Annotated in this window: 19 protein-coding genes; 16 read left to right on the plus strand and 3 right to left on the minus strand. The window is 32.6% G+C overall.

Annotated elements, in window-relative coordinates; genetic code table 11:
* Window positions 1-34 precede the first annotated feature (34 nt).
* From CVU84_12115 to CVU84_12125, 3 genes are read left to right on the plus strand one after another with little or no spacing between them, the layout of a single operon-like run.
* Complete coding sequence (locus tag CVU84_12115) at window positions 35-1,123, plus strand: carbamoyl phosphate synthase small subunit (protein ID PKM94200.1); 1,089 nt, start codon at window positions 35-37, stop codon at window positions 1,121-1,123.
* Window positions 1,116-4,310 (plus strand): carbamoyl-phosphate synthase large subunit, encoded by a 3,195-nt coding sequence (locus tag CVU84_12120; protein PKM94201.1) that lies wholly within the window; start codon window positions 1,116-1,118, stop codon window positions 4,308-4,310. Before CVU84_12115 ends, CVU84_12120 begins: the two co-directional genes overlap by 8 nt.
* Before the next feature lie 28 nt (window positions 4,311-4,338).
* Window positions 4,339-5,637 (plus strand): glutamate-5-semialdehyde dehydrogenase, encoded by a 1,299-nt coding sequence (locus CVU84_12125; GenBank protein PKM94202.1) that lies wholly within the window; start codon window positions 4,339-4,341, stop codon window positions 5,635-5,637.
* A gap of 130 nt (window positions 5,638-5,767) precedes the next feature.
* Here the strand turns inward: CVU84_12125 and CVU84_12130 are convergent, their stop codons facing one another.
* Window positions 5,768-8,452, minus strand: a complete 2,685-nt coding sequence (locus CVU84_12130; GenBank protein ID PKM94203.1) for a hypothetical protein — start codon at window positions 8,450-8,452, stop codon at window positions 5,768-5,770.
* Between the two features lie 317 nt (window positions 8,453-8,769).
* Here CVU84_12130 and CVU84_12135 point away from each other — a divergent pair, with 317 nt between their 5' ends.
* From CVU84_12135 to CVU84_12165, 7 genes are all read left to right on the plus strand, one after another.
* Window positions 8,770-9,633, plus strand: coding sequence for a glucose-1-phosphate thymidylyltransferase (locus CVU84_12135; protein PKM94204.1), 864 nt, complete (start codon window positions 8,770-8,772; stop codon window positions 9,631-9,633).
* A 33-nt stretch (window positions 9,634-9,666) separates the two neighbouring features.
* A complete protein-coding gene (locus CVU84_12140) occupies window positions 9,667-10,542 on the plus strand; it encodes a glycosyl transferase (protein PKM94205.1) in 876 nt (291 codons plus the stop codon).
* A gap of 63 nt (window positions 10,543-10,605) precedes the next feature.
* On the plus strand, window positions 10,606-11,478 hold the full coding sequence (locus tag CVU84_12145; GenBank protein ID PKM94206.1) for a glycosyl transferase: 873 nt from the start codon (window positions 10,606-10,608) through the stop codon (window positions 11,476-11,478).
* Window positions 11,357-12,514, plus strand: coding sequence for a hypothetical protein (locus tag CVU84_12150; protein PKM94207.1), 1,158 nt, complete (start codon window positions 11,357-11,359; stop codon window positions 12,512-12,514). Before CVU84_12145 ends, CVU84_12150 begins: the two co-directional genes overlap by 122 nt.
* A gap of 24 nt (window positions 12,515-12,538) precedes the next feature.
* The gene (locus tag CVU84_12155; GenBank protein ID PKM94208.1) at window positions 12,539-13,555 is read left to right on the plus strand and encodes a hypothetical protein; all 1,017 of its coding nucleotides are present in this window, start codon (window positions 12,539-12,541) and stop codon (window positions 13,553-13,555) included.
* A 115-nt stretch (window positions 13,556-13,670) separates the two neighbouring features.
* Window positions 13,671-14,597 (plus strand): hypothetical protein, encoded by a 927-nt coding sequence (locus tag CVU84_12160; GenBank protein PKM94209.1) that lies wholly within the window; start codon window positions 13,671-13,673, stop codon window positions 14,595-14,597.
* Window positions 14,598-14,658: 61 nt separating this feature from the next.
* Complete coding sequence (locus tag CVU84_12165; protein ID PKM94210.1) at window positions 14,659-15,666, plus strand: hypothetical protein; 1,008 nt, start codon at window positions 14,659-14,661, stop codon at window positions 15,664-15,666.
* A gap of 37 nt (window positions 15,667-15,703) precedes the next feature.
* Here CVU84_12165 and CVU84_12170 read toward each other — a convergent pair whose 3' ends face one another.
* Both CVU84_12170 and CVU84_12175 read right to left on the minus strand, forming a co-directional pair.
* On the minus strand, window positions 15,704-16,669 hold the full coding sequence (locus tag CVU84_12170; GenBank protein PKM94211.1) for a hypothetical protein: 966 nt from the start codon (window positions 16,667-16,669) through the stop codon (window positions 15,704-15,706).
* A gap of 79 nt (window positions 16,670-16,748) precedes the next feature.
* The gene (locus CVU84_12175; protein PKM94212.1) at window positions 16,749-17,759 is read right to left on the minus strand and encodes a hypothetical protein; all 1,011 of its coding nucleotides are present in this window, start codon (window positions 17,757-17,759) and stop codon (window positions 16,749-16,751) included.
* A gap of 186 nt (window positions 17,760-17,945) precedes the next feature.
* Between CVU84_12175 and CVU84_12180 the strand changes: the two genes are divergently transcribed.
* The 6 genes from CVU84_12180 to CVU84_12205 all read left to right on the plus strand — a co-directional run bounded on the left by CVU84_12180 (window position 17,946) and on the right by CVU84_12205 (window position 23,480).
* A complete protein-coding gene (locus CVU84_12180; protein PKM94213.1) occupies window positions 17,946-18,914 on the plus strand; it encodes a hypothetical protein in 969 nt (322 codons plus the stop codon).
* A gap of 116 nt (window positions 18,915-19,030) precedes the next feature.
* Window positions 19,031-20,170 (plus strand): aminotransferase DegT, encoded by a 1,140-nt coding sequence (locus CVU84_12185; protein ID PKM94214.1) that lies wholly within the window; start codon window positions 19,031-19,033, stop codon window positions 20,168-20,170.
* A gap of 1 nt (window position 20,171) precedes the next feature.
* On the plus strand, window positions 20,172-20,699 hold the full coding sequence (locus CVU84_12190) for a hypothetical protein (protein ID PKM94215.1): 528 nt from the start codon (window positions 20,172-20,174) through the stop codon (window positions 20,697-20,699).
* Window positions 20,700-20,740: 41 nt separating this feature from the next.
* Window positions 20,741-21,712 (plus strand): glycosyl transferase, encoded by a 972-nt coding sequence (locus tag CVU84_12195; GenBank protein ID PKM94216.1) that lies wholly within the window; start codon window positions 20,741-20,743, stop codon window positions 21,710-21,712.
* Between the two features lie 32 nt (window positions 21,713-21,744).
* Window positions 21,745-22,398, plus strand: a complete 654-nt coding sequence (locus CVU84_12200; GenBank protein PKM94217.1) for a transferase — start codon at window positions 21,745-21,747, stop codon at window positions 22,396-22,398.
* Window positions 22,395-23,480: an aminotransferase DegT gene (locus tag CVU84_12205; protein ID PKM94218.1), complete on the plus strand. Its 1,086-nt coding sequence runs from the start codon at window positions 22,395-22,397 to the stop codon at window positions 23,478-23,480. The genes CVU84_12200 and CVU84_12205 overlap by 4 nt, the downstream gene beginning before the upstream one ends.
* Window positions 23,481-23,503 lie beyond the last annotated feature (23 nt).

Consider the following 23,503-nt stretch of genomic DNA (forward strand, 5'->3'; position numbering starts at 1 on the left):
GTCACTTTTCTTTTATTATGAATGGAGGAATCTTATGATAGCAACAATCATTTTAGAAGATGGAACCCTGGTAATAGGTAAAAGTTTTGGGGTAACTGGAACTATTTGTGGCGAACTAGTTTTTAATACAGGTATGACTGGTTACCAAGAAATATTAACTGATCCCTCTTATGCCGGTCAAATTGTTACGATGACATACCCATTAATAGGGAACTATGGTGTGAATGCAACCGATGTAGAATCGAATAAGGTCCAAGTATCGGGCTTTATCGTTAAAGAATATGCTGGCGTGCCTAATCATTGGCAATGTGAAAAAACAATAGATGAATATCTAAAGGAAAACAATATCATTGGTGTTTATGGTATTGATACTAGAATGCTAACAAAGAAAATAAGAATGAAAGGTGCTATGAAATGTATGGTTACAACCCAGGAAATAACACCTGAAAATTTAATAAAGTTAAGAAATGAATTAGAGCAATACAACTTCCCTAAAGATATTGTTTCACAAGTATCTTCAAAAGAAATAACGAATGTGAAAGGTGATGGCAAGAGAGTTGGAATTGTTGACCTAGGTTTAAAGAAAGGCATTGTGAAACAATTGGTTAATCTAGGCTGTGATGTAACTGTTTTTCCATATAATACAACAAGTAGTAAAATCCTTGAAAGTAACATGGATGTACTTTTATTATCAAATGGCCCTGGAGATCCTAAGGATGCAACGCATGCAATTGAAACTACAAAGGAATTGATGGGTAAAATGCCTTTATGGGGTATTTGCTTAGGTCATCAAATCCTAGCACTAGCGATGGGTGCAGATACCTATAAGTTAAAATTTGGTCATAGAGGAGCAAACCATCCAGTAATAGAACTAGAATCTGGAAAGGTCTATATGTCATCACAAAATCACGGATATGCCGTTAAGAGTGAAACGATTACGAATACAATGCAAATTACTCATGTCAATGTGAATGATGAAACCATAGAAGGTATTTCATGTAAAGATTTAGGAGTGCAGTCTGTCCAATTCCATCCAGAAGAAGGACCAGGTCCAGAAGATGCACATTATTTATTTAAAAAATGGTTGGATAACTTAGAAAGGATTGGTGAAAACAATGTCTAGAAATCCTCATATAAAAAAGGTTCTTGTAATTGGTTCAGGACCAATCATCATAGGACAAGCCGCAGAGTTTGACTATGCAGGTACGCAAGCGTGTCAATCCTTGAAGGAAGAAGGCATTGAAGTTGTACTAGTCAATAGCAATCCAGCAACCATTATGACAGATGATAATATAGCAGACAAAGTATATATTCAGCCCCTTACACTAGAGGCTTTAACCTATATTATTGAAAAAGAAAGACCAGATGGCCTACTTGCAACCTTAGGTGGTCAAACTGGTCTTAATATGGCAGTTGAATTAAATGAAGCTGGTGTACTTGGAAAATATAATGTTAAGCTACTTGGTACATCTCTTGAAGCGATTGAAAAAGCTGAAGATCGAGAAAGCTTTAGAAAGCTTATGCTCGAAATTGGAGAACCTATCCCCAATAGTGCTATTGTAAATACGATCGAAGAAGGCATGAAAAGTGCTGAGGAAATTGGTTTTCCAGTTATCGTAAGACCAGCTTATACGCTAGGTGGTCTTGGTGGTGGTATTGCTGATAATAGAGATCAATTAAAAGAATTTCTTCATACGGGATTACTTCATAGTCGAATTAATCAAGTATTACTTGAACAATCTGTAGCAGGTTGGAAGGAAATTGAATACGAGGTTATGAGAGATAGTAATGATACTTGTATTATTATTTGTAATATGGAAAATCTCGATCCTGTTGGTATCCATACAGGAGATAGTATCGTAGTTGCACCATCTCAAACCTTATCTGATGAAGAATATCATATGCTGCGAACGGCATCTCTTAAAATAATTCGCGCCTTAAAGATTGAAGGTGGCTGTAATGTTCAACTTGCCCTCAATCCTCATAGTAAGGAATACATTGTAATTGAAGTAAACCCAAGAGTAAGTAGATCATCTGCACTGGCTTCAAAGGCTGCAGGTTATCCAATAGCGAAAATTGCAGCCAAAATTGCAATAGGTTTGAATCTTCATGAGATACCAAATGCAGTAACAAGAAAAACAAAAGCCTCCTTTGAACCTGCATTAGATTATGTAGTTGTTAAAATTCCAAAATGGCCTTTTGATAAATTCGATTATGCAGATAGAACACTAGGGACTCAAATGAAGGCAACTGGTGAAGTAATGGCTATAGATAGAACTTTTGAGAGTTCACTACTTAAGGCAGTCATATCACTTGAAGGAAAAGAGACAGGTCTTAGAAAAAGCTCGTTAGAGATTCTTTCTAAGGAGCAGTTGACAAAAATGCTTTATAAGGTAGATGATCAACGAATATTTCTTCTTGCAGAAGCCCTGAGAAAAGGGATTACTGTTGCAGAAATCAATGAAATTACGAAGGTAGATCCATGGTTTCTAGAGAAAATCTATAATATTATAAAAATTGAACAACGCTTAGAGTCTGAAACCTTAACAGGTGAACTGCTAGAGCGAGCAGAAAGAATGGGCTTTACTGATTATGAAATTCAAGATTTATCAGATAGTCCTTATGAGATGGTAGATACAATTAGAAGAGCACATGGCCTGTATCCAGTATATAAAATGGTTGATACCTGTGCCGCTGAATTTGAATCTGAAACACCATATTATTACTCAACCTATGAGAAGGAAGAAGAAAATAATATTAGTAAAAAAGAAAAAATTATTGTTATTGGATCAGGACCAATTAGAATTGGTCAAGGAATTGAATTCGATTATTGCTCTGTTCATGCAGTATGGGCTATTCAAGAATTAGGTCTAGAATCCATTATCATAAACAATAACCCTGAAACAGTGAGTACAGATTTTGATATCTCTGATAAGCTATACTTTGAGCCTTTATTTATTGAAGACGTATTTAACGTCATAAGAAAGGAAATGCCAAAGGGTGTAATCGTACAATTTGGTGGTCAAACAGCAATTAATCTTGCCCCTAAGCTAGTAAGTAGAGGGGTTCAAATACTTGGAACATCAATGGATTCAATAGATTTTGCAGAGGATAGAAAGCGTTTTGAAAGACTTCTAAGAGAATTAAACATTCCACAGCCAAAAGGCCGAGCAGTTACTACAATCAAGGAAGCGATTAAGACAGCAAACGAAATTGGATACCCTGTTCTTGTAAGACCCTCTTATGTAATTGGTGGTAGAGCAATGATGGTTGTTAAAAATGAAGAACAACTAAAGAGTTATGTTTACGAAGCAACAGCCCTCTCGTCTGAGTATCCTATTTTAATTGATGAATATCTAGAAGGAACAGAAGTTGAAGTCGATGCAATTGCTGACAGACATAATATTTTAATTCCTGGAATTATGGAGCATATAGAACGTACCGGAGTTCATTCAGGAGATAGCTTCTGTGTTTTTCCACCACAAAATCTATCAGAGGCAGTGATTGCGACCCTAATAGATTACACTGAAAAAATTGCTATGGCCTTACAAGTTATTGGCTTAGTAAACATTCAATTTGTTGTTAAGGATGAAAAAGTATATATTATTGAAGTAAACCCTAGAGCATCTCGTACGGTACCAATTTTAAGCAAGGTGACAAAAATTCCTATGGTTAAAATTGCAATGCAAGTCATTCTAGGAGATAAATTAGCTGATTTACCATATGGCATTGGACTTAGTCCTACAACCAATTTAATCGCAGTAAAAGCTCCAGTATTTTCCTTTGTTAAGCTACCAGACGTAGATGTAGCATTAACACCTGAGATGAAATCAACAGGAGAAGTGCTGGGAATTGATAGTGATTACAGTAAGGCTATGCTAAAAGCCTTTCAAGGGGCAGGTTATGTATTTAGGGAAGAAGGCAAGGTGCTTGTATCTCTAAATGATGAGGTTAAACTAGAAGGATTGCCTTATATAAAGGATTTATCCTCAAAAGGATATACAATTATGGCAACAGAAGGAACCTATAAGTTCTTGAAAAATCAAGGTGTTGAATGTGATTGGATAGAAAAAAATGACTTGCCAGTGATACACGGAATGATGAAAAACAAAGAAATTGCCATGGTCATCAACATTCCTACTAGAGGAAAAGACATTAAAAGAGGCGGTTTTAAAATAAGAAATTTAGCCGAACACTTGAAAGTTCCTTGCTTTACATGTTATGATACGGTAAATGCATATATAAAAGCTATGGAAACTCATATGAAGAAGGAAACAATGACTTATGAGGGCATAGATTATTATATGTAAGCAAAGAGAAATGAAGGAGTGAATAAAAATGTCTATTCAAAATATGGCAAGTGCTGCGAAGGCAGCATCAATACAAACAGCAGCATTAGATGGAGACATTAAAAATAAGGCATTAGAGGCTATTGCATTGGCTTTAGAAGCCAACAAAGAAGCAATTATGAAAGCGAATAGTAATGATTTAAGAAGAAGTGAGCAGGAAAACCTTGAACTTCCACTATTAAAAAGACTAAAGTTCGATGAGCATAAAATTGCTGGAGTAATAGAAGGTATCACTAGTCTAATAGACTTACCTGAACCTGTAGGTCAAACCTTAATGTCTACTGAGCTTGATCAGGGGCTTGAACTATATAAAGTTAGTTGTCCAATAGGTGTTATTGGGATTATTTTCGAATCTAGACCAGATGCGTTAGTACAGATTGCAACCCTTTGTTTAAAGAGTGGCAATGCAGTACTTTTAAAAGGTGGGAGTGAAGCGAAAGAAACAAACAAAATCCTAGCGGACATTATTGAAGAGGCTTCTATAAAAGTTGGAATTCCTACGGGATGGATTCAATTATTAGAAACAAGAGAAGATGTATCAGAGATGCTTAAAATGGATGATTACATAGATTTAATTATTCCAAGAGGCTCAAATGCATTTGTAAAATATATTTTGCAAAATTCGAACATTCCGGTTCTGGGTCATGCAGATGGCATTTGTCATTGTTATGTGGACGATGCAGCAGACCTTGCTAAGGCTGTTGCAATAGTGAATGATTCCAAAACCCAATATGTAGCAGTATGTAATGCCACTGAAACCTTATTGGTTCATGAAGCGATTGCGGGGGAGTTCTTGCCTGCAGTCAAGGTTGAATTAGATAAAAGCAAGGTTATTATTTATGGCTGTGAAAATACATTGAAAATAATTGATTGCCAACCTGCCTCAGACGAAAACTATGCAACAGAGTATTTAGATTATGCCTTATCTGTCAAAGTTGTAAAAAATGTTGACGAAGCAATAGAACATATTAATCACTATGGATCCGGTCATACCGATGCCATCATTACTGAAAATAACGTTGCATCTGATAAATTTATGACACTAGTAGACGCTGGGAATGTGTTTTTAAACTGTTCCACACGTTTTAGCGATGGATTCAAATATGGCTTCGGAGCTGAAGTTGGTATTAGTACGAATAAAATTCATGCCAGAGGACCAGTTGGACTTGATGGCTTACTCATTTATAAGTATAAGATGATTGGAAAAGGTCATATTGCAAAGGACTATTCAGAAGGCATTAGGAGCTTTACACATAAAAAGATAGATAAACCATTTCCTATTCATTAATCAGTGACAATGAATAAGTTCTAAATTATATAAGACTCTCATCAATACCCATTATGATACTTAACGGGTCTGAGAGAGTCTTTTTTTATTATATCAATTGCCTATTCCTTCATGAAGAAGGTTTTATAAATTAATCTAATTCATTTGGTGAATAATTTGTAACTTCGATTTTTACAATTTCATTACCACTTGTCACAAAGGTAACACCTTCGAATGTTTTTCCGTATGTGTAATATTTGAAATTAGTAGATTCATCAACCTCAGTTGGATCTCCATAAGCTTTGAATACTTCTTCGATGGTAGATCTTTCTGTAATTCCTTTTGGTAATTCTAAAGAAATCTCAGCGCCATAGTTGTAGTATTCTATATAAGTAATAAAACAGTGACCTATAGGTGCACCTTTTTCACTATAATTTATAATTTGAGTTCTTAGGATCTGATTATCTTTTCTTAGCTCAATCCCTACTGCACTTCTTTTTCCTGCAACGATTATATCACTATTTGACAGAAGAACCCAACCGTTTTTTTCAAACTCAGCAATAGGAGCTGGTAATTTGTAATAATTTCCACCATACTTTAGTTGGTAAGATAATAATTCTTTACCTATGTTTTTAGGCGTATTATAATTTTTAACTACATCAGGAAATTCTGTAGGAACAGATTTAGATGACGTTTCTTTAGGTGTAACTAGATTTTCCACATCAATACTATCTACGTTGTTACTTTCTTTATCCATTGAAATTTCAACGTTAGAATCGGAATCAGATTGAATGTAATCCTTCAATAATTTTACTCTAGGATAACCTTGTTCGTACTCAATTTGTTCGGGTTTTGCAAGGTTATTATCAAGTAAATAATCATTTATTTTCTTTTCAGCAACAATAATTTTTTTCAAGCATGGGCTTTGCAATACTCTTTTTAACCTTTTGTTAAAGGTAGCGTTATCTATTTCGAAGGATATGTCATTATATAATGCAAAGATAAAAGGAAATTTTCTTTTTTCAACTACGTCTATAAGGGAAGCAGCAGTTGTCAAAGAATCAAAATAGAGCAGTTTAGTATTTATGTAGTCGAGAGCAATAAAGGGGGACAGTTTTCCTTCAGTTTCAGGGAACTTTCTTTTGAAATCAATAATTAACTGATGAATGGTTTCTAAGAAAGCAGTTGTTAAAATTTTCATTGAATGAATGTTTTGAAGATAGCTTATAAATTGTTCATACTTTACGTTTTGTGGATTTGGAAAATCTTCATCAATAATAAGTAGATCATAGCTTTCTAAATACCTTTCATCTCTTCTATGAGCAAATCCGTGCCGCGTTTTGGAGAATTCTACATCATATGTATAATTCAAGAAACGATTATAATCATCAATACACTCGATTGTTTTTTTATTTCTATCATAGGCGTCCTGACTCGACCAAATACCGTGATCATGTTTTCTGTAAAGTGTCATTACAGATTTTATATGACCAATATCCCCTAATTGGGAACAGAAAATATTTAACATCCAATCGCCAACAAACATTTCAAAAAGAGCATCTGGTATTTGTTCTATGAACGGACCATAATAAAAACCACAGGAAATATTTCCAATAATATACCTTTCTAATATATATAATGTGGTAAAAATATCGCCGATAGCTTCTTGTTGCATATTATAAAGCTCTTGTTTTCTTTCATTTTCATAGTCCATAATAATACTATCAAATGAAATTGCACATTCTGGGTGAATTTCCATAAAATTTATATGTCTTTGTATTTTATGATCATGAATCCAGTAATCGTCACCGTCCACCAGCGCCATATATTTACTTCCTTGGCAAGATCTTATCACACGCTTTAAATTTTTTACCATACCTAAATTTACATTGCTTATTAAATGCTCAATAGTAATGTTTTTACTCATTACTGTATTTTTAATATACGTATCTATCATACTCGTTGTTTGATCTGTAGAGTTATCATCACAAATAATAATTTTTAAGTCGAAATCGCCTCGTTGTTTTACAATTGAATCAATACACTCAACTATATATTTTTCGTGATTATAGGCTAATACACCTACATTTATAGTAGGTCTTTTCATTACTGTTTGATTTTCTGTTTCAAGTAATCTTGAATACATATTTTTCAGCTTTCTTGATATAATCGCTGCAGTATCTAAATTTTTCTGAGCTTTATTTTTTTTCATAAGGATGCCAAATTGATTATTTTCAAATAAAACAAGATTTTTCTTTTTAAATTGTTCATAGCATTCTTTTACGGAAGCCCAATTTATTGTGTCGAACACAATAATACCGCCATCTATTACTAAGGGGGCGTAATGATCAATATCTGCTTGTACATTTTTACGATCATGATTACCATCAATATGTAACATATCTATTTTGATTTTTTCGAAATCTAAAACAGCTTGGTTTGAGGTTTTTCTAATGATTTGAACAACATCAGAAAGACCATATTTTTCATTATTTATCAACACATTGTTATACATAGCTTCAAAATCAATACCTTCAAGAAAGGTATTTACCTTATTTCTGAATCCTTCTTCTAAATCATATTCTTTGGCTTCACTGAGACAATATGGATCAATTCCATACGCATTTCCGTTATTGTCCATAAAAGCCTGAGCAACTGAAAATAAACTCTTCCCTTTATATACACCAATCTCAACATAATTTTGCAGCTTAAAGTGAGATGCTAAATAAGCCATTAAATAGCACTTAGGTAGTGGTGAACCCCCACCAAAATCATATAATGAAGTATTACTATGAATCTTTTTCATTCGGTTAAATAAGTTGTCTTCCCCTTGCATTAATATCCTCTCCAATTCGGGTTTTTACCTGTTATTATGGTACATGGTATTATATGCAAAAGTTGTCCTACTCGCAACTGAAATGAACACTGATATTGTATTTTCCACGTAATGCACTTATCCATTTTTGTCTTCATACTATATAATAACTGAGCGCATATCCCATGACTATAAAACTTGGACAAGTAATGAGAGTCAAGGGTACCGAAGGTCCTTGACTTTTCAAAAATGAGAGACAAGGATACCTGAGGTCCTTGACTTCTCAAAATGAGAGTCAAGGGTACCGGAAGGTCCTTGACTTCTCAAAAGGAGGTATCATGAAGGGTATTATATTAGTTAACGGTTCAGAACCATTGCTATTTCCAATAACAAAGGCCCTATCAAAACACATTTTACCAATATATGATAAGCCATTTATTTACTATGAATTGTATATTATGATGATGTCAAATATAAAGCAAATACAGATTATGTTGACTCCAACTGATACAGTTATTCATCAACAATTACTAGAATTACTAGGTGATGGCTCATCATTAGGTATTCAATTAACCTATAAAATTCATGAACAATTAAAGGGAATTGCCGAGCTGTTCCTTTTGGAGAAAAACTTTATTGATAATGAATCAGTTGCATTACTATTGGGAAATACGCTCCTTCTTGGAGAAGAAATAGAAATATATCTGAATAGCATGGATGATTATATTCAGGGAGCTTTCATCTTTGAGGATGGTGCTTATAATTTGGCAGAACGCATTGCATTAAGTGGAAAGAAACCTAAGGAATTGACACCAGACTTAGCTATTCCAGGAATCTATTTTTATGATAATTCAATAGTTGAAATTGTTCACAATTTAAAATCATCATTAACCAGTGGTTTGGAAATTATGGATATAAATCAGGTATACCATGCTCAGCAAAAATTAAAAGTGATACGACTGGAAAAAGGAAGTAATTGGTTTGATACTAGTACATGCATAGGTTTAATAGAAACAGCCAATTTTGTAAGTGAGGCTCAAAAAACAAATGGATATTATATTGGTTGTATTGAAGAGATTGCTTATAAAAAAGGGTACATCTCATATGAACAGCTACAATTACTTGCTAAACCATTAAATCATACGGAATATGGTAAATATCTAGAAAATATTGCAAAGAGACAATGGGAGTGGGAAAGCTAAATATGAATTCATTTATGATTGAGAGGTTTTAAAATGAAGTTACCATTAATATGCTTTATAACATGGAATAGGGCTGGATTAACAGCACTTAATTTAAGAGCACTTCTTGATACGAATGATGATTTTGAATTATACATAATTGATAATAATTCACAAGATGATACCTGGCAGTTTATTCAGAGTGTCAAAGATGAAAGAATTAAATGTAAAAAAAGATTTGATATCAATCGGGGAGAAGTATATGCAATTAATTATGCATTAAGCAAAAGGAATAAGGAGCAATATTTTATTTTAGTTGAAAATGACATACGTATAAAAACAAAAGATTGGGTAACTAAGTTCTTAGATACCATGGAGACCTTTCCGGAGCTAGGATTACTAGGAGCTACGAATCAAGTAATATTAGAGTATGAAGTAAAGCCATTACCAGAATTGATAAGTAAAGGAGAGGTTGGATACTATGGAGTTTATCAAGTTAGAGGGTGTTGCAATTGCTTTCGTCCAGAACTACTTGATCAATTAGGATATTTTAATGAAGAAACCGGATGGGCAGATCGCGATAATTGTTTTCGAATTAATAAATTTACAAACTATGTGACAGGCTATAGTTCATGTATAGAAATTGAATTAACAAAAAGTATACTATGTAATCAATGTTTAATAAAAGATCAATGCTCTCTTCTAAAAGATGCTACAACTTGTTTTGAGGTATATAAAAAAAATGATCAGTATCCACAATTTACTGCAGCAATGAGCGACAAACATGCAGCATATACCCATGAGTTATTAGAAGGAAAACGCTCTATCTACTGTGCATCTATACATGATCCGGAGTCCATTAAGAATCATGTTTATCATAAAGAATGGGCGTTGGATAATTTTCAATTCTTTATAGATAAAGCGAATTAGTGTTGAATACATTTAACCGAATGTGAAGGCTTGTAACATTGACTAGTAAAAAAGGAGAGAATTATGATACCACCAATGGTAAGTTTTGTTACATGGAATAGGGCGGGATTAAATGCACGAAATTTAACCGCACTTTTAAAGACAACAGATGATTTCGAATTGTATATTATTGATAATGGGTCAAAGGATGACACGTGGGAATTTATACAAAGTTTGGAGGATGATAGAATCAAGCTTAGGGAAAGATTCGAGGTTAACCGTGGCTTAGTATACGCAATGAATTATATTTTAAGGAAACGTAAAAAAGAGCAATTTTACATTACATTAGACAGTGATGTCAGTGTATTAACTGAGGATTTTGTTCGTAAATATATGAATGTAATGGATGCCTTTCCTGAGGTTGGCTTGTTAGGTGCGGTAAGAGACACATTTTTTGAAGAAAAAAATATAAAAAGTCAGTTGATTGCTCAAAATGATGAGGGGTTTTACCCCTTTCATATTATAGTTGGATGTTGTATTTGCATTAGACCAGAAGTATTTGAATATTTAGGGTATTGGAATGAAGAAACATGTGGAGCGGACATAGATATATGTGCACGTATTAATAAAATGACACCTTATAAGACTGGCTTTATTCCTACCATTTTCATTGATCAAACCCAAAGGATTTCATGTGACGATTGTTTGCTAAAAGAAAAATGCACATTGATTAAAATGGATGAAAATTGTTTTGACCAATATGATAGGTTGTATAAGCATAGAGAATTTGCAAAAATAATACAGGTTAAAGAAGCTGCCTATTTACAGGAGCTAAATGCAAAAAGACGTACTGCATTTTGTGCTTCTATACATGACCCGGATTCAACAATTGATTATGTATATAATCATGAATCGGCTAAAGAAAACTTTGAATTCTTTATTAAGAATGCAAATTGATTATAGAAATGAGGTGAACAATATGAAGATAGGCTTTTTCTTGTCTTCAAATGAAGATGCAGTTAGTACGTATTCAGATAAAGCCATTGCAATAGGTTTGAAAAAAATGGGATATGATATTGAGATAATTCAAAACAAAGAAGAGAAATTAAATATACTCGAAAACCCTTTTTTTGATGCAATATTTTTTCAAAAAACGATTCAATGTAAAGGTCATACCGAACAATATATTAAGCATCTAAAGGGAAGGGTTCATTTAATTCATATTGATGATGATTTTCAAGATATGGTTGTTAAGGAACATATAGATACCTTGAATATAACCGATCTCATTTTAGTAGGAACCAATCAACATAAGTCAGCATTAGCTCATTATACCTACACACCAGTTGAAGTGTTTTCTTGTGTTGTGGATATTGAAAATTATCCATATACGTTAGTACGTAAAAAAGATAATAATCCCTTAATAATAGGTTGGCAGCAAGGCTGCGCAGATGCTTATGTAAGAGAATTTTTAATGATTAAAGGCCCTTTAAATGCACTACATGAAAGATATGGTATTGAATTACATTTATATGGATGGCACATGGGAAAGGACTATCCAGATAGAAGACAAGTTGTTTTGGAGGCGCTACCTTTTTCAAGATGTGTAGAGTATCAACCTATTAAGGAATATCTTTCAAATATTGTACCTCAAGTTGCAAAATCAGATATTTTTATCATGCCTTATAATATGAGTGATAAAGATCGAATCGGGAAAAGTGGATTTGGATTAAAAAGGGTGATGTCTTTAGGGATTCCAGTAGTTGTAACAAATTCTCTTCATCATAGAAGTTTGATTGAAAATGGCGTAACTGGCTTTTTAGCCTCAACTGAAGAAGAATGGTTTGATAATATTAGTGCTTTAATTGAGAATATAGAATTAAGAGAGAGATTTTCATTGAATGCACGAAGACTAATTGAAGAGCAATATAATGAAGAAGAGGTACTTAAAAGATTTGTTGAATCTGTTAATAAACATATCTCAATATTTTGATAATCAATAGATAGGTGATGTTATATGAAAATTAAGTTTTTTTTATCTGATAATGAAATGGCACCAACAACGATTTCGGGAAAGTTATTTGCTCAGGCTATAAAAAATGAGGGGTATGATGTAGAAGTTATTCAAAATACAGTTGATAAAAAAGACATTCTTGCAAAACCAAATTGTGATGCTATATTTTTTCAAAAAACAATTTATAGTGCACACAGTTATGAAGATATAAAACATCTTAAGGGAAAAGTTTATTTGATTCATATTGATGATGACTTTGTCGGAATGAATCAAATTGAGCACATTAACACCTTAAATGTTACAGATCTGATTTTGGTAGCTAACAAGAAACATGCGGAGCTATTGAAAAATTATGTAGTGACAGCTACTGAAGCAGTTGAAAGTATACCAGATTTTCAAAATTATCCTTATATACCCTTTGAAGAAAGAAAGAATAATCCATTAATTATTTGTTGGCAGAAAAATTTTGCGGATGCTTATGTAGATGATTTGCTAATGATTAAAGATGTTTTAATAAAAGCACATGAGAAATATAATGTAGAATTACATTTATATGGATGGCATTTGGGAAAACATTATGGATGGACCGATCGCAGCTCAAATATTCGAGATGTTCTTCCATTTGCAGAATTCATTCCTTTTCAACCCTCAGAAATTTACTTGAAGGAATTGGTTCCCCAAATTGCAAAATCAGATATTTGTATCGTACCATATTTAAATATACCCGAAAGAGATGGGAAGGGAGCCTTTGGGCTAAAGCCTATGATGATGCTAGGCTTACCTGTTGTTGTATCCGATTTTGAAGTACATAAAAGCTTAATAACGGATGGTGTAAATGGATATTTAGCTTCTACTCCAGAGGAATGGTATCAAAAACTCGAAAGTCTTATTGTATATCCTGAGATTAGAAGAGAATTTTCAATAGCAGGTAGGCATATGATGGAAAGTGAATATAGTTATAATAGCTGTACGAAGGTATTGATCGCTGCATTGAAAAAACATATACCAATATTTAATTGAAAATTTTACTATTAAGGAGGTCATAAAAATAAAAGTATTATTTGTATACTCAGATCCACTATGTGCTAGCACGATAAAATGCTGTTTTGAGCTTTCAAAAGGCATCGAACAACATATGAATAGTTCAGTGATTAGTTATACTCATTTTAACGAAGAACTTGTACTTACCAATGATATTATTATATTTCAAAGAATTGGCGCAAATGGGGTGATGATTTCATCAAATGATGCGAATGGGATTTTTACTTTGATAGATCAATATAAGAACAGTAAAATGTTTATTTATTTATTAGATGATTTGTTATTAGATGATCAAGATGGTTTGCCTATTGAATTTATAAAGCGCTGTAATGCTGTAATATGTTCAAATGACTCTATCGAAAAGCATATCCAGATGTATAATAAAAATGTTCATGTTCTTAGAACATTTGTTGATATGAAGGTTATTGATAAAACACAAGCAATGGAGCTAGCCGGATTTAATATTATATGGGCAAGCACAGGCGGTTTTGGCTTGGATATTATGAAACAAATAATCACTACTATTAGAAATGAATTGGATATAAACTTTATATGTATGGGTGGCAGTGCTAAATTGTTCAAAAGTATTGAGGGTACTACGATTGTTCCAATTGTACCCTTTGAACAAATGGTTTCTTATCTAAAAGGCTGTCAAATACTATTAAATCCAATGATAGCAGATGAAGCGGCTATCATCAGAATACAAAAAAGAAATAGAAGAACGATAAAAGAATTTATTGATTGTAAATCTGAAATAAAATACGCCTTAGCAGGTGCTACCAATACCGCTATTATTTCCAGTAAGACCAGTTCTTATTTATATGCAATCAAGGACAATGAAAACGGTATTTTAGTTGATTCTGCACCAGAAGACTGGATTAAAGCTATTAAGAGATTGTATTATGATGAGAATTTGAGAAGTCATATAATCAACAATGCCTATAACGATGTTGCGAAAAATTATACACTAGATAAGGCAGCGCAGAATATCATAAGCATATTTGGAAAATTGTTTGTGTAGAGAGCAAAAATAGATAGAAGAATAGGATTCTAAAGAATCATTGCTTGGAGGGCGATTTATTATGAAAATAGGGTTTCCTATAGGTACTAACGGTAAAGGAGGTGCAACATCCTGGGTTAAAACCTTTAGCGATTATTGTATATCTATGGGTTATGATGTTTTTTTTAATACTGATGAGGAAGTTGATGTTTTAATTACATTGGCAAACTATTTATCTTTGGAAAAAATTATGGAGTATGAAAAAAGAAATACAAAAATTATCTATAGAATGGATGGTATTTACTTTGATTACTTATTGGAAGACAATAAGAAAGTTGAATTGTTCAATAAGCAAGTTCGGGATTCAATTAGTCATGCTGATAGAGTTATCTATCAAAGTAATTTTTCTAAAGATTTAGTGAAATTGCTTTTTGATGGAAAAGAGATACCCGGAGATATTATATATAATGGTGCAGATACGAAAGTGTTTAAACCAGAAGGAGATGTTTTATTAAGGCCGATAGATAAAAAGATAATTTTATCTATTGCTTATTGGGGCACCCCTTTAATGGCAAATTATAGTATTCATGCAATCTTAAAGATTGCAAAAGAATTTCTCGATAATGAAGCCATTGAATTTTGGATTTTAGGCCTCGCTTATCCAGAAACCGAAAAGCTTATCCAAGATGCTAATTTACCTAATATTACGAAATATGATTTGAAAACACCTATTAAACGGGAAGATATGCCCAAGTATATCAGAACTGCAGATATGATTTTACATACCCGTTCTAATGATGCGTGTTCAAACTTGATTGTTGAAGCAATGAATGTAGGAATACCAATAGTGGGACTCAATTCAGGAAGTACACCAGAGTTATTAGGTGATGCAGGATTGCTGTGTGAGTGCAAACCTTCCTATGATGAATTCCCTGAGATTAATATAAAAGATATGGCTCATAAAATAAGGCAGACCTTTGAACATTATGATGTTATAAAAAATAAAATAAAAGAGCGAGCTATTTTATTTACGCAGGATATTATGTGTGAAAAATATATTGATCAAATTAAGTTACTTGTTAAAGAGTAAATAAAAAGATCCCCCATTTCTTAAGTGGGGGATCTTTTTAAAATCTATTGAAGTTATTGATTGAATTTTCGTAGTCATATTGGTTATTAATCATTGATTCAGCATCATGTATAGAAGCACAATATAAGGAGCGGCTTTTATCTTTTATTTTATCTAAGAATTCATTTGTTTTTACATTTTGTTGCTTATAAAAAGGTGTATAGGATACACTTTTCTTTTTCAAATATTCTTGACAGCACTGACCATCTATTTTTTTATCGTAGGAGCAGTAGTCCTGTGCGATACATTGATTGCAACTTATAAAGTCAATAATATCTATATAAAAGTTTGTTGTAATTGCTGTATAATATTCAGTAAATCTATTTATCCTTCCACACATTTCTGCATCACCTCCATAGACTTCTTCACTCCAGTAGCCTACATGTTTTAATATATTTGGAGTCATATAATTTATATTTCCAAGAATATTAGGAAAAAAGTAAGTAGTTATATTATTTCTACTCATTGGCTTTAAAATAAGAACATTCTTATTCTTCAATATCCATTCGCTATCCATATTAATAGACTCAGAAATAGGAAATCTTCTTTTTAACGATTCTATATATCCTTTTGATACTGCGCCAATTAGAGCTAACTCAGGAAAAGTATCCTGGGTATGCTCGAATTTTTTTACCCAATTTTTATCGAGTATACTTACATCATTTTCTATATGTACAAACGATTGCTTCTCATCTCGGTGGCTTAAACCATAGTTGATCGCACATATACTACCGTAGTTCTTGCGAAATCTTTTTATTTCTTTTATTCGTTCATCCTTTAAGCTCATGATATAATCCCAATTATTTTCCATAGAAAAGTTATCGACGATATATAATTCGAAATCATCTTCTGTTTTAAGTAAAGTATCTAGATTACTAGCTGTAACACCTAGCCTATTATAAGATACAAAGCATACTACTGGTACTGCCATAAAAAGCACCTCCATATATAAAAAAAACCCCATGACAAATATATATATGACTTAACTTTATAGATTATCACTATCTAATTGATTTGAAACCATGGTATGGATTATGTCTAGATTAGGATTCGCAAAGCTTTTTTAGCTTATTTAAATATTTTTCATAAGTTTCCTCTAGTGTAAAAAATTTAGTGCGATCATGCATTTTTTCTTGATAGTAATCTCTTTTTATCAAGGTAATAACAATGTTATTAAACAAATTGTCAATATTTACATCAGGAAACCCCTCTATATCTGTAGTACATTCTGCCAACAATGCAGCATCACCAACCAATTCGGGAAGGCTCCCAGTATTCAGGCCTACCAAAGGCGTTGCAGTATGAATACATTCTATTACAAGGTTTGAACATCCTTCATTTGCTTTTAGATGTAAAACCAAATCAGCAGTTCTTAGATAATAAGGCATTAAGTTATAGTCAATCGGAGTAGTAAGATTGATTACAGAAATATTGGATAGGTTTGCATTTTTAATAAACATTTCGTCTTGAGAAGTTGCTCTACCTAGTACCCAGAACTCAACATCATCTATTCCTTGAAATCTTTTGGCTATATTTAAGAATATTTCAATTAATTTAGCTGAGGTATGAGGTGTTCCCCAATGTGCTATAGCTAATATTAATATTTTATCTTGAGATCTTGAAAATTTATATCCATAACGACTAAAAGCCGATGCATCCGTACTATTATAAATGATGTCTCCATCAGGCTCTTTTCCATTATAAATGCTTCTAAATAAGATTTCTTTAGAAAATTTACTCTGATATACGATTGCATCTGCATAGGAAGTTAGTTCTTTCAAAAGATCATTTTTTCTATCAATCAATACTTTACTTGGATGATCATAGTATAAATAAATTGCGCCGAGCCTCTGAAGAATCTTAATCCCTCTTTCTTTTAACTGCTTTAAGTCAGAAACTGTAGAAATATTCGCTACAGAACAGAATACATCAACATTTAAATCTAAGCCATAACTAATATCGTGTCCTTTATGTTTACAGTAATTACTAAAAGTTTTAATCCAAGATCGAGCACCTCCTGGACCATCAAAATCTGCTGAGAAGCCTATTTTCATTATTACACCTCATTTAAAGATACTTAACTAGCTTACCCTTTCTCATATATATTGATTTTTTGTGTTTTATATGATATCAACTATGAATTTCATTATGTATGATTTCATCTAGGGAACCCAATATATATGTTGTCCATATAATATATTAAATCGCATATAAAAAGTTGATGAAAATAGGGAAGGAGTATATTTATGATCTTAGTGACGGGTTGTGCAGGTTTTATTGGGTTTCATTTATGCCAAAGGTTAATAAAAGAAGGATATGAGATTATAGGAATTGATAATCTAAATAAGTATTATGATGTTAAGCTAAAAAAAGCACGGTTAGAAATAATAAAAAAAAGCGATACATTTGAATTTCATAAGCTTGATATAACCAACAAAGAGAATTTAAATAAACTATTCAGAAAAAATCAAATAACTAAGGTATTTCATTTGGCTGCTCAAGCAGGTGTAAGATATAGTTTGATAAATCCAGGAGCCTATATAGATGCTAATATTCAAGGGTTTTTGAATATTTTAGAGGTATGTAAGGAATATAAAATTGAACATCTTATTTATGCTTCCTCTAGCTCAGTATATGGTGGTAATACTGATATACCTTTTAGTGTTTTGCAAAATGTTGACCATCCAGTTAGTCTGTATGCTGCTACGAAAAAAGCAAACGAGCTAATGGCTTACACCTATAGCTATTTACATAACCTACCTACAACGGGATTGAGATTTTTTACTGTTTATGGTCCATGGGGAAGACCTGACATGGCTCTGTTTTTATTCACCGAGGCTATTCTAAATGATAAACCGATAGAAGTTTTTAATTATGGAAAAATGAAAAGAGACTTCACATATGTTGATGATATTATTGAGAGCTTATTTAGACTCTTAGGAAAGCCTTCAGAAGAAGAGATTCCATATAAGGTATATAACATTGGTAATGGACAACCAGTTGATTTGGAAAAATTCATTGAAGTAATAGAAAAGGAAATTGGAAAAGCAAGCAAAAAAGACTATAAACCGTTGCAACCGGGAGATGTTCCAATAACTTTTGCTGATTGTAAAGAACTGGAGGAGGAAATCAATTTTAGTCCTAATACTTCAGTTGAATTCGGTGTTAAGAGATTTTGGGAATGGTATAAAAGTTATTATAAGCTGTAATACAGTTGATAAATCAAAGGCATGAAAAAATTGTACGTGATAAGAGAACCTTAGTGGATGTCAATTAATATAATGATTGTAGGTCGCATGAAATAATGAATTAAGAGGTTGATAATATGTCAATACAGCTATTCGTTCCAACCTTTAAAGTGGAAGAATGCTTACAAGAGATAAGAGATTGCTTAGAAAAAGGCTGGACAGGCCTAGGCTATAAAACGATTGAGTTTGAAGAAAAATGGAAAGCATATACGGGGTTGTCACATGCTCATTTTGTAAATTCTGCAACGGTAGGCCTTCATTTAGCAGTAAAGATTTTAAAAGATGACCTGGGCTGGCAAGATCAGGATGAAATTATTTCAACTCCGCTCACGTTTATCTCAACAAATCATGTGATTACATATGAAGGACTAAAGGTAGTTTTTGCAGATATTGATGAATCTCTATGTTTAGATCCAGTAGATGTAGAAGAAAAAATAAATGAAAAAACAAAAGCAATTGTATTTGTTGGAATCGGAGGTAATGTAGGTAAGTACAAAGAAATTGTAACACTTTGTAAAAAATACAATTTAAAGCTCATTTTAGATGCGGCTCATATGGCAGGTACTAAGCTTGACGGTGAAAATGTTGGTAAGGAAGCTGATGTTGTTGTTTATTCATTTCAAGCAGTTAAAAATCTACCTACAGCAGATTCAGGAATGATTTGCTTTAAGGATAAGGATATGGATCAAATGGCAAGAAAGTTATCATGGCTTGGAATAAATAAAGATACTTATCTTAGAAGCAATGACAGTGGTAGCTATAAGTGGAGATACAATGTTGAATATGTTGGTTTTAAGTATCATGGAAATTCGATTATGGCTAGTATTGGACTTGTTCAATTGCAGTATCTTGAACAAGATAATAGTTATAGAAGACTAATTGCGAGCTGGTATGATGAAGGTTTTAGTCAGTATAAGGAGTTTATTAGAACGATACCTATCACTGAAGGATGCGAGTCATCAAGACACTTATATATTATTGAAGTGGAAAATAGAAATGAATTAATGAAGGTCCTAAATGATAATGAAATATACCCAGGAGTACATTATATTGATAATACTACATATTCAATGTATTCCTATGCAATGGGAAGTTGCCCTAGAGCCTCTTATAAGAGTGATCATATTTTGTCCTTACCCATACATTTAAGATTAACCAAACAGGATGTTGACATGGTAGTTGGGACTATTATTCAAGCTGTACAAGTAGGTGAGTAAAATGGAACATCAGTATAAGATTTGGGGTGAGAAGATCAACTTAAGACCACTTCTAGAAAAGGACTTAGAAAAAATTAGGTTATGGAGAAATCAAAGGGATATACGAAAGTGGTTTATTGATGCCAAAGAAATTACAATAGAAGGTCAACAAAAATGGTTTCATGAGTATTTGAAAAAGAAGGATGAATTGAATTTTGTAATAGAGGAAATCCAGGGTATAAATCAACCGATTGGAATGCTTTCTTTATATCATATTGATTTGGACAAAAAAGAAGCAGAACTAGGTAGAATATTCATAGGTGTTCAGCAGGCTTTAGGTAAGGGTTATGGCATGGAAGCAACAAAAATGCTTTGCAATTTTGCATTTGAGACATATAAGCTTAAAACTATCCGACTAGAAGTTTTTACAGATAATTCTCGTGCGATCGCTTCTTATCATAAGGTAGGTTTTAAGATTTATAAGGATACTCTTTTAAATGATAGATCGATGCTTCATATGTCTCTGGCATGTAGTGATTTCAAGAAATAGCCTAGTCTACCAAATAAGGAGAAATGAAAGGGTGATACGAAATTAATATACCAAAAATAAGTGTTATTATACCATCCTATAATCATGAAAAATATATTGCCCAAGCAATTGAGAGCGTTTTAAATCAAACGTTTGGGGACTTTGAACTATTAATTGCAGATGATTGTTCAAAAGATAAATCAAGAGAAATTATTGAGAAATACAAGGATCCCAGGATAAAAACTTTTTATACTGAAAGAAATTTGGGAGCAGTAGCTATGTTAGAATCCTTGATTAATCAGTCAAGGGGGGACACGATTGCTTTACTAAATTCAGACGACTATTGGTTGCATGGAAAGCTAGAAAAGCAATATAAAATAATGCAGGATCATCCTGAGTTAGGTGCATGCTTTACTTGGGCAGATATTATTGATGAAAATAAAATGGGTAATGATATAGAATTTGCAGATAAATTAAAACACCAAAACCGAAGTCAAGGAAAGTGGTTACAGCAATTTTTCTATAAAGCAAATTGCCTCTGTCATCCAAGTATATTGATTAAAAAAAAGGTTTACGAAGATGTAGGCTTATATAGATATTATTTGCGCCAATTGCCAGATTTTGATATGTGGGTTAGATTAATCAAACAATTTCCAATTCATATACTACAAGAAACTATGGTTGTTCATCGAAGGCATGGTTCTAATGCAAGTATGAATACCAATGAAAATGTAACAAGAGGAAAACATGAATTGTACCTCATTTACAATTCTTTCTTTGATAATATGAGTGATGAAATTTTCGAAGAAGGCTTTGAGGATAATTTAATCAACAAGAAAGCTACCTTACATGAAGAATTGCTATGTGAACAGGCATTTTTATTACTTAATAATCCAGTATGTGGAAATGTGTGTAGGAGCATCGGCTTAATTAAGCTTGCAAACTTGCTTCAGTATAAAAAAACTAGAGATATTTTATCCTATTGTTATGAGTTTACACCGAACAACTTTTTTGAATTAACGGCAAGAAAATAAAAGATTTAAGTTTAAAAAGAAGGTATAGATATATGGAAGATATAGTGGTTTTTGGCTCTGGTGGACATGCAAAGGTAGTGATTGATATCATTGAAAAACAAAAGCTATACAATTTAATCGGATTAATAGACCCCTATAAAGAGATAAACGATAGGTACTTTGATTATCGAATAATTGGTAATAGCAAAGATTATTCCATTTTAAACAAAGTTTACGGAGGTATCGTTGCGATAGGTGATAATTGGATCAGATTTGAGATGAGCCAAACAATCGATAAAATAGCACCCAATTTTCAATTTATAACCTGTATTCACCCCAATGCTACGATTGGAAGACTTGTAAGGATTGGTGAAGGAACAGTAATTATGGCAGGTGCAGTAGTGAATAGTGATACAACGATAGGAAAGGGATGTATCATAAATACACTGTCTTCGATTGATCATGATTGTAATGTGGGTGATTTTACATCTATTGCACCTAACTCATCAACAGGTGGAAGGGTCATTATACAAAATTATACGGCTATAGGGATTGGGACTAATATTATCCACAACATACACATAGGAGAACATACTGTTGTGGGGGCTGGATCTACAGTAATTGACAACCTACCGTCCTATGTTTTAGCTTTTGGGACACCCTGTAAAGTCATAAAGGAACGATGGAAAGGTGATAAATATTTATGATAAATGTTACAAAGACTTATTTACCAGAGATTGAGAGATATAAGGAGTACATACAGAAAATATATGATAAAGCATGGTTAACGAACAATGGAGAATTTGTAAGAGAGTTAGAGATAAAATTAAGTAAACATTTAGGCGTAAGAAATATACTATTGGTTGCAAATGGAACATTAGCACTTCAAATAGCTTATAAGGCCTTAGCGCTTTCTGGTGAAGTAATAACCACACCTTTTTCATTTGTTGCAACTACGAGTAGCTTGGTTTGGGAGGGATTAACACCGATATTTGCGGATATAGATAGTGATACCTTTAATATTGATCCAGAAAAAATTGAAAGTAAAATAACGGATAAAACCAGTTGTATTGTTCCAACACATGTTTTTGGTAATGGTTGTAATGTGGAGGCAATAGATGAATTATCAAAAAAACATAATCTTAGAGTAGTTTATGATGGTGCGCATGCGTTTGGTATCAATTATAAGGATAATAGTATTTTAAATTATGGAGACATTTCCATTCTTAGCTTTCACGCTACAAAACTATTTCATACTATAGAAGGTGGAGCGCTTATTATAAATAATGATTCCTTATATGAAAAGGTTAAACTGATGATTAATTTTGGTATTAAAGCTTATGAGGAAATAGATGGATTAGGAATTAATGGTAAAATGAATGAATTTCAAGCTGCAATGGGACTTTGCGTGCTAGAAGATATTGATAGAATCAATGAAAAGAGGAAAAAAATCTTTGAGCATTACAAGAATCACTTAAATAATTGTCCACATGTAAGGCTGCAAAAGCATAACGAATTTTGCAATATGAATTATGGATATTTTCCGGTTGTTTTTAACACAGAAGAAGATTTAAATAAAGTGGTTCATAGTCTTAATGATCATCAAGTTATACCAAGAAGATATTTTTATCCATCACTCGACAGGTTACCATATGTTGAACCTTCCGATAATCCGATATCAAATGATATCGCATCAAGAATTTTATGTTTACCCATATATGAGGCACTTGAACTGAAAGATGTTGATAAAATAATTGACATAATACTGACTTGTATAAAATGTTCTTAACAAATATAGTTGCTTTTAATAAT

This window comes from Firmicutes bacterium HGW-Firmicutes-1 (genome assembly GCA_002841625.1).
GTDB lineage: Bacteria > Bacillota > Clostridia > Lachnospirales > Vallitaleaceae > HGW-1.

Excerpts from the sequence above, each read along its gene's own strand:
- CVU84_12160 (PKM94209.1), top strand. The coding sequence starts at position 13,671 with ATGAATAGTTCAGTGATTAGTTATACTCATTTTAACGAAGAACTTGTA.
- CVU84_12175 (PKM94212.1), bottom strand. The coding sequence starts at position 17,759 with ATGAAAATAGGCTTCTCAGCAGATTTTGATGGTCCAGGAGGTGCTCGA.
- CVU84_12115 (PKM94200.1), top strand. The coding sequence starts at position 35 with ATGATAGCAACAATCATTTTAGAAGATGGAACCCTGGTAATAGGTAAA.
- CVU84_12145 (PKM94206.1), top strand. The coding sequence starts at position 10,606 with ATGATACCACCAATGGTAAGTTTTGTTACATGGAATAGGGCGGGATTA.
- CVU84_12120 (PKM94201.1), top strand. The coding sequence starts at position 1,116 with ATGTCTAGAAATCCTCATATAAAAAAGGTTCTTGTAATTGGTTCAGGA.
- CVU84_12155 (PKM94208.1), top strand. The coding sequence starts at position 12,539 with ATGAAAATTAAGTTTTTTTTATCTGATAATGAAATGGCACCAACAACG.
- CVU84_12190 (PKM94215.1), top strand. The coding sequence starts at position 20,172 with ATGGAACATCAGTATAAGATTTGGGGTGAGAAGATCAACTTAAGACCA.
- CVU84_12135 (PKM94204.1), top strand. The coding sequence starts at position 8,770 with ATGAAGGGTATTATATTAGTTAACGGTTCAGAACCATTGCTATTTCCA.
- CVU84_12200 (PKM94217.1), top strand. The coding sequence starts at position 21,745 with ATGGAAGATATAGTGGTTTTTGGCTCTGGTGGACATGCAAAGGTAGTG.
- CVU84_12165 (PKM94210.1), top strand. The coding sequence starts at position 14,659 with ATGAAAATAGGGTTTCCTATAGGTACTAACGGTAAAGGAGGTGCAACA.
- CVU84_12125 (PKM94202.1), top strand. The coding sequence starts at position 4,339 with ATGTCTATTCAAAATATGGCAAGTGCTGCGAAGGCAGCATCAATACAA.
- CVU84_12205 (PKM94218.1), top strand. The coding sequence starts at position 22,395 with ATGATAAATGTTACAAAGACTTATTTACCAGAGATTGAGAGATATAAG.
- CVU84_12150 (PKM94207.1), top strand. The coding sequence starts at position 11,357 with ATGCAAAAAGACGTACTGCATTTTGTGCTTCTATACATGACCCGGATT.
- CVU84_12185 (PKM94214.1), top strand. The coding sequence starts at position 19,031 with ATGTCAATACAGCTATTCGTTCCAACCTTTAAAGTGGAAGAATGCTTA.
- CVU84_12130 (PKM94203.1), bottom strand. The coding sequence starts at position 8,452 with ATGCAAGGGGAAGACAACTTATTTAACCGAATGAAAAAGATTCATAGT.
- CVU84_12140 (PKM94205.1), top strand. The coding sequence starts at position 9,667 with ATGAAGTTACCATTAATATGCTTTATAACATGGAATAGGGCTGGATTA.
- CVU84_12170 (PKM94211.1), bottom strand. The coding sequence starts at position 16,669 with ATGGGGTTTTTTTTATATATGGAGGTGCTTTTTATGGCAGTACCAGTA.